This window comes from Methylobacterium cerastii (assembly GCF_022179125.1).
GTDB lineage: Bacteria > Pseudomonadota > Alphaproteobacteria > Rhizobiales > Beijerinckiaceae > Methylobacterium > Methylobacterium cerastii.
Window position 1 is genome coordinate 99,744 of sequence record NZ_BPQG01000056.1, and the last position, 9,998, is coordinate 109,741.

Annotated in this window: 7 protein-coding genes; 1 reads left to right on the forward strand and 6 read right to left on the reverse strand. The window is 70.7% G+C overall.

The genetic code is table 11. The annotated features are described in order from the left end of the window. Positions 1-4 precede the first annotated feature (4 nt). From MFF13_RS19100 to MFF13_RS19115, 4 genes are all read right to left on the reverse strand, one after another. Positions 5-1,477 carry a UdgX family uracil-DNA binding protein gene (locus MFF13_RS19100; RefSeq protein ID WP_238272719.1) on the reverse strand — a complete coding sequence of 491 codons (1,473 nt, stop codon included), beginning with the start codon at positions 1,475-1,477 and terminating at the stop codon, positions 5-7. Then, entirely contained in the window at positions 1,477-2,688 is a 1,212-nt protein-coding gene (locus tag MFF13_RS19105; protein WP_147751667.1) for a putative DNA modification/repair radical SAM protein, read from the reverse strand. The genes MFF13_RS19100 and MFF13_RS19105 overlap by 1 nt, the downstream gene beginning before the upstream one ends. A gap of 115 nt (positions 2,689-2,803) precedes the next feature. Beyond that, positions 2,804-3,235: an OsmC family protein gene (locus MFF13_RS19110; protein ID WP_238272720.1), complete on the reverse strand. Its 432-nt coding sequence runs from the start codon at positions 3,233-3,235 to the stop codon at positions 2,804-2,806. Between the two features lie 96 nt (positions 3,236-3,331). Beyond that, positions 3,332-3,922, reverse strand: coding sequence for a regulatory protein RecX (locus MFF13_RS19115; RefSeq protein WP_238272721.1), 591 nt, complete (start codon positions 3,920-3,922; stop codon positions 3,332-3,334). Positions 3,923-4,029: 107 nt separating this feature from the next. On the opposite strand from MFF13_RS19115, the gene MFF13_RS19120 reads away from it, so the two are divergent. Beyond that, positions 4,030-5,436 (forward strand): TAXI family TRAP transporter solute-binding subunit, encoded by a 1,407-nt coding sequence (locus tag MFF13_RS19120; protein WP_187273603.1) that lies wholly within the window; start codon positions 4,030-4,032, stop codon positions 5,434-5,436. A 13-nt stretch (positions 5,437-5,449) separates the two neighbouring features. Here MFF13_RS19120 and MFF13_RS19125 read toward each other — a convergent pair whose 3' ends face one another. Continuing rightward, positions 5,450-8,230 carry a hybrid sensor histidine kinase/response regulator gene (locus MFF13_RS19125; RefSeq protein ID WP_238272722.1) on the reverse strand — a complete coding sequence of 927 codons (2,781 nt, stop codon included), beginning with the start codon at positions 8,228-8,230 and terminating at the stop codon, positions 5,450-5,452. A gap of 148 nt (positions 8,231-8,378) precedes the next feature. Beyond that, on the reverse strand, positions 8,379-9,812 hold the full coding sequence (locus tag MFF13_RS19130) for an FAD-linked oxidase C-terminal domain-containing protein (protein WP_238272723.1): 1,434 nt from the start codon (positions 9,810-9,812) through the stop codon (positions 8,379-8,381). Positions 9,813-9,998: the final 186 nt, after the last annotated feature.

Here is a 9,998-nt window from a genome sequence, read left to right on the forward strand (position 1 = left end):
GCGTTCACCCTGCCAGCTCGCGCCCCAGCTCGGCCACCCGCCGAAGGTCGCCGACGAAGGTCGCGTAGGCTTCTTCCTTCGCTTCGTCGGGCAGGCGCAGCAGGTAGGAGGGGTGGACGGTGATGAAGCCCTGGAAGCGGTCGTCGAGACGCTCGAAGCGGAACGGCCCGCGCGCGCGGGTGATCGGGATTGACTTGCCGGTGAGCGCCAGCACCGCGGTCGCGCCGAGCGCCACCACGAGCTTCGGGGCGACGAAGTCGAGCTCGCGGTCGAGCCACCAGCGGTAGTGGCTGACCTCGCCCGCCGTCGGCTTCTGGTGGATGCGGCGCTTGCCGCGCTCTTCGAACTTGAAGTGCTTGACCGCGTTCGTGAGGTAGCTCGCTTCGCGGTCGATCCCGGCCTCGGCCATCGCCCGCGACAGCAACTGGCCCGCCGGCCCGACGAAGGGGCGGCCTTGCCGGTCCTCCTGGTCGCCCGGCTGCTCGCCGACGAAGGCGATGGTCGAGCCGACCCGGCCCTCGCCGAGTACCGCCTGCGTCGCGCCCGGCACCAGGGGCTCGGAGCGCTTGATGATGGCGTTCAGCGCGTCGAGGGTTTTGGGCGCCTGGTCGGACATCGCCGCCACGGCCTTGGCCGGATCGCGCTTGATCGTCATCTGCGGGGCCCTTTCGATCATCTGGGTGGTCCGGGACGCGGCCGCCCGGACGAGGCCGGGGATGGCGGCGGTCTCGGGCATGTTGTGCCAGTATTTCTTCGGCATCTCCGCCCGCATCGCCTTCAGGTTGGTGCGGGCCGGATTGAACGTGCTCTCGTAGTAGTCGCGCCATCCGGCCTCGAAGCCGTCGCCCTCGGGCAGCTGGGCCTTGTCGCCGGGCGGACCGAAGGCGAGCGTCGCGCGGTCCCAGTGCGCCGAGCCGTCCGGCGTCAGGATGGTCCAGTCCATCGAGCGGAAGCGGTCGACGAAGAACGGCGCAGCCGCCTCCAGGATGTGGTTGTCGGGCTCGAACCAGGCGACGAACCGTTCGCCGGCTGCGGTCTCGATCCGGCGGAAGCGGAGGAACGCGTGCATCTTGTGCAGGTCGCGGGCGATCGCCTTGCGCATGCCGCCGAGGCGGTGGACCAGCGGATCGCTCGCCACCTCGGTCAGGTGGCGCTCGCCGTGGCGGACGCGCCAGACGAGGGTGTGGAGCAGGGCGTAGCGCTCGCGGTCGCGGTGGGGCACCACCATAGGGATCAGCCCGGCCACCGGCTTCGGCAGCGCCACCGGCGGCGCGTCGGGCTCCGCGCCGGGCGACGACCCGAACAGGCCGGGCGCGTCGCCGGCCGACCACGTCACGCGATCGGGCGGCACGTCGTCGGCGACGAGCCGGCGCAGGGCCGCGCGGAAGCCGTCGAGATCCGCGCCGGGGCGCAAGTGGATCGTGCGAGACCCACCCTCCACCGCTTCAGGGGGAGGGAACAGGTCCGGCGCGTCCATCAGAACAGGCTCAGCTGCTGGGCCGGCTCCACCAGCCGGCTGCGCAGGTCCAGGCGATCGGTGAGCCCGCCCGGCGTGTAGTCGGCGGCGATCAGGAACGGGCGGGCGCGCTTCAGGGCGGAGGACAGGCGCGCCACGTCGTCGAGGCGCAGGCGCGTGTGCCGGCGGGCCTTGATGATCTTGTCGACCGCCCGCGCGCCGAGTCCCGGCACGCGCAGCAGCATCTCCCGGTCGCCGGTGTTCACGTCCACCGGGAAGCGGTGGCGGTTCTTTAGCGCCCAGGCGAGCTTCGGGTCGATGTCGAGGGAGAACATGCCGTCGTCGGCGGCGTCCGCCACGTCGTCTGCGGAGAAGTCGTAGTACCGGATCAGCCAGTCGGCCTGGTACAGGCGGTGCTCGCGCTGGAGCGGAGGCGCCTTCAGCGGCAGGATGCCCGAGCCCTCCGGGATCGGGCTGAAGGCCGAGTAGTAGACGCGCTTGAGCCCGACGCTGCCGTAGAGGTGGGCGCTCTTGCGGATCAGCGCCTCGTCGGTGGTCGCGTCCGCACCGACGATCACCTGCGTCGACTGGCCGGCCGGCGAGAACCGCCGCCGCTCGGCCTTGGCCTCGACGATGCGCTCGGCGACCTGCGCCATCGCGTTGAGGATCGTGGCGCCGTCCTTCTCCGGGGCGAGCGTCTGCAGGCTCGCCTCCGTCGGCAGCTCGACGTTGATCGAGAGGCGGTCGGCGTAGAGCCCGGCCTCCTCGATCAGCCAAGGGCTCGCCTCGGGGATGGACTTGAGGTGGATGTAGCCGCGAAACCCGTGGTCGCGCCGCAGCGACTTCGCCACCCGCGTCAGCAGCTCCATCGTGTAGTCGGGCGACTTGATGATGCCCGACGAGAGGAACAGCCCCTCGATGTAGTTGCGCTTGTAGAACTCCACCGTCAGCGTCACGACCTCCTGCACCGAGAAGCGCGCGCGCTGCACGTTCGAGGAACGGCGATTGATGCAGTAGGCGCAGTCGAACAGACAGTAGTTCGTCAGCAGGATCTTCAGGAGCGAGATGCAGCGCCCGTCCGGGGTGTACGCATGGCAGATCCCGGAGCCGGTGGTCGAGCCGAGTTCGTCCTTGCCCGCCTTGCGCTTCGGCGCACCCGACGACGAGCACGAGGCGTCGTACTTGGCGGCATCGGCGAGGATGCGCAGTTTCTTGGCGAGAGCTTCATCCATCGAACAAATTAGGAACCCGGGGGTCGCAAGGACAAGGTGCCAAAGGGCGTTGCGCCCCTGTGGCGATGCCGCACCCCGCGGCGTCGTCGCGGGGCGCGGCGTCCGGAAACGTCGGTCAGCCCTGCTTGAGGGTGGCCTTCAAGGTGATCTCGCAATCGAGGACCTTCGAGATCGGGCAGCCGACTTCGGCGGCGTGCGCCAGCTCGTCGAACTTCGCCTGGTCGATGCCGGGGATCGAAGCGGTCAGCGTGAGGGCCGACTTGGTCACCTTGAAGCCGGCGCCGTCCTTCTCGAGCGTCACCACCGCCTCGGTGCTCATCTCGGTGGCCGCGAGACCGGCTTCCTGCAGCTGGAACGCGAGCGCCATCGTGAAGCAGCCGGAATGGGCCGCCGCGATCAGCTCTTCCGGGTTGGTGCCGGGCTTGTCCTCGAAGCGCGTGTTGAAGCCGTAGGGCTGGTCGGACAGCACGCCGGACTGGGTCGTGATCGTGCCCTTGCCTTCCTTGCCGTTGCCCTTCCAGACAGCGTGCGCCTTGCGGTTGATCATCGAAGCTCTCCAGAATTCGCGGCTGCGCGCACGGACGGCGCGCGACGTCACCGTCGACCCTCGGCCAAGTGGCGCAGTTTCCGGCGAGTTCCAGGCTCAAGGCCCGTCGGGCACCTCCTCGGCGTCGACGGTGCGGCGCGCGAGATCGTAGCCGAAGCCGGCGCGCGCCAGCGCTCCGAGGTCGCGGTCGCGGTGGAGCGCGCGGATGTCGGGACGACGGAACGGCCCGAGCCGCCGGCGCTTGGCGTAGGCGAAGGCGGCCTTCTCCTCGATCGCGGCGGCGTCCGCCTCCGGCACGGCTTCACGCTCGGCCTCCATCGCGGTCTCCACCGCGTCGCGCGACAGGCCCTTGGCCGAGAGCTTGGCCGAGGCGCCGCGGGACGAGGTGCCGCGACGGCGCAACGTCGCCAGCCGCGCCGTGGCGAAGCGGGCGTCGTCGACGAGGCCGGCCGAGACCGCGCGTGCCACCGTCGCCTCGATCATTTCGAAGAACGCGCTCGCATCCTCGCCGCGGGCGCGGGCGCGCTTCTCGACCCGGCGCCGGAGCGTCCGGCGCAGCATCTCCACCGAGGCGCTGTAGCGCTCCAGGTAATGCAGCGCCGCCCGCTCGACATAGGTCGCGGTGACGGGGGGCGTCGGCCGCGCCGCGCGGTTCGCCCCGGGTTCTGCAACGGTTGCGCGTTTCACGTGTTCTTCACGATCCGGACAGGTTTGCGTTCCATGGATCAGCCATGGAACGCAGGCAACGCGGCAGGATCGGTCATGGTCTCCTCCCCGCAGCATCGGCCATCCTGTTGAGACGCGAGTGGCTCCTCGTGCTGCTCGCCCTCGGGCTCGCCGCCACGGCGGCGGCCGTGGTCTACCTGTCTCGGCCGACCACGCTCACCGTCGCCGTCGGGCCGCAGGACGGCCCCGAGGCCGCGCTGATCGAGGCCTACGCGAACGCCCTGTCGCGCGCCCGCGAGGACGTACGCCTGAAGGTGGTGCGCTACGCCGACGTGCGGGACAGCGCGGCCGCGCTCCAGGCCAACAAGGCGGACCTCGCCGTGGTGCGGCCGGACGTGCTGCTGCCCGAGAACGGCCTGACGCTGGCGATCCTCCACGACGAGGCCCTTGTCGTCGCGGCGTCGGAGTCGGGCGAGATCGACGAATTCCCGGCGCTGGCGCGCAAACGCCTCGGCATCGTCGTGCGGCACAGCGCCGACATCCCGTTCATCACCAACATGCTGACCTTCTACGACTTCGTCCCCGCCGCCGCCGACTTACCGGACGGCGAGGAGGTCCCTCTGGGGCAGGTCGCGCTGGTGACCCTGAAGCCGTCCGAGGTCACCGCCGCCATCGCCGACAAGCGGGTAGACGCGGTGGCGATCATCGCGAGCCCGACCTCGAAGGCCGCGGGCGCCATGGTCCACGCCGTCGAGGTCGGCCTGCCCGACAAGAAGGTCGGCCTCGTCTCGGTGCCCGACGGGGATGCGATCCTGCAGCGTTACCCCGAGCTGCAATCCGTCACGATTCCGGCCGGCACCTTCGGCGGCCGCCCGAAGCGGCCGGCCGAGGAGGTCAAGACCGTCGGCGCCTCCTATCGCCTGATGGCGCGGGGCACCGTCAGCCGCGTCGCCGTCGCGTCGGCGACGCAACACCTGTTCGAATGGCGCTCGCGGCTCGCCGCGACCGCGCCGATCGCCAAGCTGATGAAGGCGCCCGACTTCGACACCACCGTCGCCGCCACCTCGGCGCGGCTGCCGAACCATCCGGGCGCGGTGGATTATTTCGAGCGCGAGCAGCAGACGTTCCTCGACCGCTACGAGGACTACATCTACCTGCTGGCCTTCTTCGGCGGCACGATCGGCTCCGCCGTCGCGTGGCTCGGCCAGCGCCTCGCGCGCAAGCGCCGCGAGCGGGTCGACATCGTACTCGACCGCCTGCTCGACGTGATGCGCGAGGTCCGCGCCGCGCCGACGATGGCCGAGCTCGACGCCCTGGCGATCGAGGTCGACGACCTCGTCGCCGACGTGGTGCGCTACGCCCGCGAGCGCTCGATCGACGCGCGCACGGTCAGCGCCCTGATCCTGGCGGTGGACGGCGTCCACGCCGCCATCAACGACGGCCGCCGTGCGCTGTCAGCCGCGGGTGAGCCGCGCCCCGGCGGCCGTACCCGCGCCGCCCGCTCGCTCGCCCTCAACCTATCCGCCGCGGAATAGGTCGCATCCGGCCCTACCCCTCGATGATCTCGCGGATGCGGCTCGCCAAAACCTCGACCGGGAACGGCTTGGTGATCATCTGCATGCCCGGATCGAGGCCGCCGTTGCCGAAGATCGCGTTCTCGGCGTAGCCGGTGATGAACAGCACCTTCAGGCCCGGCCGCACCAGCCGGGCGCGGTCGGCGAGCTGGCGCCCGTTGAGGCCGGGCAGGCCGACGTCGCTGACCATCAAGTCGATCCGCGCCCGCGATTCCACCATGCGCAGGCCCGTCGGACCGTCCGACGCCTCGAGCGCGGCGTAGCCGAGCTCGGCCAGAACTTCGACGATGAGGTCGCGCACCACAGGGTCGTCCTCGACCACGAGCACCGTCTCGCCGCGCTCGGCGCGCAAGGCCGCGGCGATTCCGGGGCCGGTCCCCTCGGCCGCCGCCTCGCCGCGGTAGCGCGGCAGGTAGATCTTGATCGTCGTGCCGGACCCCACCTCCGAGTAAATCTTGGCGTGCCCCTCCGACTGCTTGGCGAAGCCGTAGATCATCGACAGGCCGAGGCCGGTGCCCTGGCCCAGGGGCTTCGTGGTGAAGAACGGGTCGAAGGCCTTGGCGACCACGTCCGGGGGCATGCCGGTGCCGGTGTCGGTGACGCAGACGCAGATGTACTGGCCCGGCTCCACCTCCGGGTGCAGGCGCGCGTAGGCGCGGTCGAGGTGCGTGTTGCAGGTCTCGACCACGAGGCGGCCGCCGTCCGGCATCGCGTCGCGGGCGTTGATGGCGAGGTTGAGCAGCGCGTTCTCGAGCTGGTGCGGGTCGCAGAGCGTGAGCCAGAGGCCGCCGGCGGTGACGATCTCCAGGTTGACCTGCTCCGTCAGCGTCCGGCGCAGCATGTCCTCCATGCCGGCGATCAGGCCGTTGGCGTCGGTGGGCTTCGGCTCGAGCGGCTGGCGGCGTGCGAAGGCCAGCAGGCGGTGCGTCAGCGCGGCGGCGCGGTTCGCGGAGGACAGGGCGGCGGTGGCGTACTTGCCGATCTGCTCGGTGCGGCCCTGCTTGATCCGCGTCTGCATCAGGTCGAGGGAGCCGACGATGCCGGTGAGCAGGTTGTTGAAGTCGTGCGCGATGCCGCCGGTGAGCTGGCCCACCGCCTCCATCTTCTGCGCCTGGCGCAGCAGCTCCTCGACCGCGCGCTGCTCGGTGATGTCGCGGCCGACGATGTAGAACAGGTCGCCCTCCGGCACCGCGTTCCACGACACGGTCAGGCGTTCGCCGTCCTTGCGGATCACGTGGTCGACGAAGCCGTCGACGGTCTCGCCGCGGGCGAGCCGCGCGAGGATCTCGGCGGTCTCGGCGTGGTCGTCCGTGTCGATGATCGCGGCGAACGGCTCGGCGAGGAGTTCGTCCTGGCTCCAGCCGAGCGCCCGCGTCCAGGCCGGGTTGACCGCCTTGAGGTAGCCGTCGAGCCCGGCGGTGCCCATCAGGTCGGTGGTGGTCTCCCACAGCCGGTTGCGCTCGCGGGTGCGCGATTCGACCTCTCGCGTCAGCGCCGCCTCGATCCGCGTCCGGTCGGTGACGTCCTGCACGAAGGCGTAGAAGCCGTCGACGGCGCCGTCGCGATCCCGGCGCGGGATGTAGCGGATGTCGGCGACGCGCTCGCGCCCGTCCGCGTGCGGCCACGGCATCTCGAAGCGGATCTCTTCGCCGGCGAGCGCGGCGGCGAAGGCGGGCTGGCGTCGCGCGAAGCCGTCCTCGTCGATCAGGTCGCGGACGGTGCGGCCGATCACGTCCGAGAGCGGGCGCGAGAACCAGGTCTCGTAGGCGGCGTTCGCGAAGCGGTAGGTGAGGGTCGGGTCGATGAAGGCGATCAGGCTCGGAAGCGCGTCCGCCACCAGGCGCAGCTCCTGCGCGGCCGCGCGAAGCGCCTCCTCGGCGGTGCGGCGCTCGGTGATGTCGAAGGTGACCCCCGGGAACCGTCCGGGCCGGCCTTCGGCATCGAGCACGCACTGGCCTTGCGCCGCGACCCAGCGGACGCCGTCGTCATGGATCAGGCGGTACTCGGCCGAGAACTCGCCGCCCGTCCGCATCGCCGTGGCAATCCGCTCCTGCATGCCGGGCAGGTCGTCGGGATGGATGCCGCCGAAGAACGCGGCGATCGGCGCCCCGGCGGCAGCCCGGTCCGGGTCGACGCCGTAGAGCCGCGCGAACCGGGCATCCGCCGTGACGCGGTCGGCCGCGACGTCCCAATCCCAGGTGCCGATGCCGTCGCCGGCCGAGAGCGCGAGCTCGAGCCGGTTCCGGCTCTCTTCCCGTGCCCGCTCGGCGAGGACCTGCGCCGTGGTCTCCCGGGTGATGCAGATCATCCCGGCGATCGCGCCGGAATCGTCGTGGACCGGCGAGTACGAGAACGTCCACCAGGTCTGCTCGGGCCGGCCCTGGCGGTACATCGTCAGGGGCAGGTCGTGCACCGACACGCTCTCGCCGGAAAGCGCCCGGTCGCAGAGCGGGCCGATGTCCTGCCACAGGTCCGCCCACAACTCCGGGAACCGGGTCCCGAGCGTCCGCGCCACGCGGTCGCCCAGCACCTCGCGGTAGGGGTCGTTGTAGAAGCTGAGGAGGTCCGGCCCCCAGGCCAGGAACATCGCCACCGGGCAGGCCAGCATCGTCGCGAGCGTGGTGCGCAGGGCCACCGGCCAGCCCGCGAGCGGGCCGAGCGACGAACCGCGCCAATCCTTGGCCAGGATCTCGCGGCCGGTCTCGCCGCCCTCGGCGAGGAAGCGGAACCTCGGGTCCTCGTGGGCGGACGTCATCGTGCCGGACCAGGCACGGTCCGGGTGCGCTCCGGAGTCCGGCCGAGGCGTCGCTCCGGGCGGGCGAGAACGTGCGAAGCGTCGGTCCGAGACATCGCAGCAGGGATGTCGGCAAGTCCCGTGGGTGTCAACGCGGCGTGGGCCGTCCTCAGGCTGCGACCCGGCCTTCGAGCGGGAAGACCTTCGCCGGGTTCATCATCCAGTGCGGGTCGAAGACGTTGCGCACCCGCATCTGCTGCTCCAGGTCGGCCTGGGTGTACTGGAAGCGCATCAGCTCGCGCTTCTCGATGCCGACTCCGTGCTCGCCGGTGAGGCATCCGCCGACCTCGACGCAGAGCTTGAGGATCTCGTCGCCCGCGGCCTCGGCCTTCTGCAATTCACCATGCTTGTTGATGTCGAACAGGATGAGCGGATGCAAGTTGCCGTCGCCGGCATGGAACACGTTGGCGACGCGCAGGCCCTGCGCCCTGCAGATCGCGCCGATCCGCTCCAGCACCACCGAGAGCTGGCCCGTCGGAATCGTGCCGTCCATGCAGATGTAATCGGAGATGCGCCCCGTAGCCCCAAAAGCCGACTTGCGGCCCTTCCAAATCGCGGCGGATTCGGCCTCGGACTTCGAGACGCGAATGCTCGTCGGGCGGAAATCCTGCGCGATCGCGGCGATGCGGGCGAGCATCGCCTCGCACTCGGCGTCCGAGCCCTCGACCTCGATGATCAGCATCGCCTCGGCGTCGCGCGGGTAGCCGGCCTGCGCGAAGTCCTCGGTGATCAGGATCGCCTCGCGGTCCATGTACTCGATGGCCACCGGAATGATGCCGGCGGCGATAATCGCCGCAGTGCAGGCGCCGGCATCCTCGACCGAGGAAAAGCCGACGAGCGCGGGCCGCGCGCCCTCGGCCGCGCGCAGGATCCGCACGGTCGCCTCGGTGACGATGCCGAGCTGTCCTTCCGAGCCGCAGATCAAACCAAGCAGGTCGTAGCCGCCGGATTCGAGGTGGTCGCCGCCGATCTCGACCACCGTGCCGTCGTTCATCACCAGCGTCACGCCGATCAGGTTATTGGTGGTCACGCCGTACTTGAGGCAGTGCGCCCCGCCCGAGTTCATCGCGATGTTGCCGGCGATGGTGCAGGCGAGCTGGCTCGACGGGTCGGGCGCGTAGAAGAAGCCTTCGTGGCTGACCGCGCCCGAGATCGCGAGGTTGGTGATCCCGCTCTGGACGCGGGCGACGCGGTCCTCGAAATCGAGGTCGAGCACCTGGGTCATCTTGCCGACGCCGAGGATGATCGCATCCTCCTGAGCGATCGCGCCGCCGGCCAGCGACGTGCCGGCACCCCGCGGCACGACGCGGACGCCGTGCTCGTGGCAATAGGCCATCACCGCCGAGACCTCGGCCGTTGTCGAGGGCAGCACCACCGCCAGCGGCATCTTGCGGTAGGCGGTGAGCCCGTCGGTCTCGAAGGCGCGGCGCTCGTCCTCCGTGATGACCAGGGCCTCGGGGCCGACCAATGGCCGAAGGCCCGCCACGATCGCGTCGCGGCGCGCGACGACGCCGGCATCGGGCTCGGGGAAGCGGATGGACATGGCGTGAACCTCCGGGATTTTCGAAGTCCCCTAAGCGCCGCCGGCGATCCTTCAGCCTACGGTCAGGCGCGGGCGGTAAAGGTGTCGGGCGGCGACGCGGGGACCTGTTGGTGGGCAGTCTAGCCCAATATGGGCGAGCCCGCACCGCCGTCGATCGGCCGGCTGGAACGAGGTGGAGGATGCTGC

Excerpts from the sequence above, each read along its gene's own strand:
- MFF13_RS19100 (WP_238272719.1), bottom strand. The coding sequence starts at position 1,477 with ATGGACGCGCCGGACCTGTTCCCTCCCCCTGAAGCGGTGGAGGGTGGG.
- MFF13_RS19105 (WP_147751667.1), bottom strand. The coding sequence starts at position 2,688 with ATGGATGAAGCTCTCGCCAAGAAACTGCGCATCCTCGCCGATGCCGCC.
- MFF13_RS19110 (WP_238272720.1), bottom strand. The coding sequence starts at position 3,235 with ATGATCAACCGCAAGGCGCACGCTGTCTGGAAGGGCAACGGCAAGGAA.
- MFF13_RS19125 (WP_238272722.1), bottom strand. The coding sequence starts at position 8,230 with ATGACGTCCGCCCACGAGGACCCGAGGTTCCGCTTCCTCGCCGAGGGC.
- MFF13_RS19130 (WP_238272723.1), bottom strand. The coding sequence starts at position 9,812 with ATGTCCATCCGCTTCCCCGAGCCCGATGCCGGCGTCGTCGCGCGCCGC.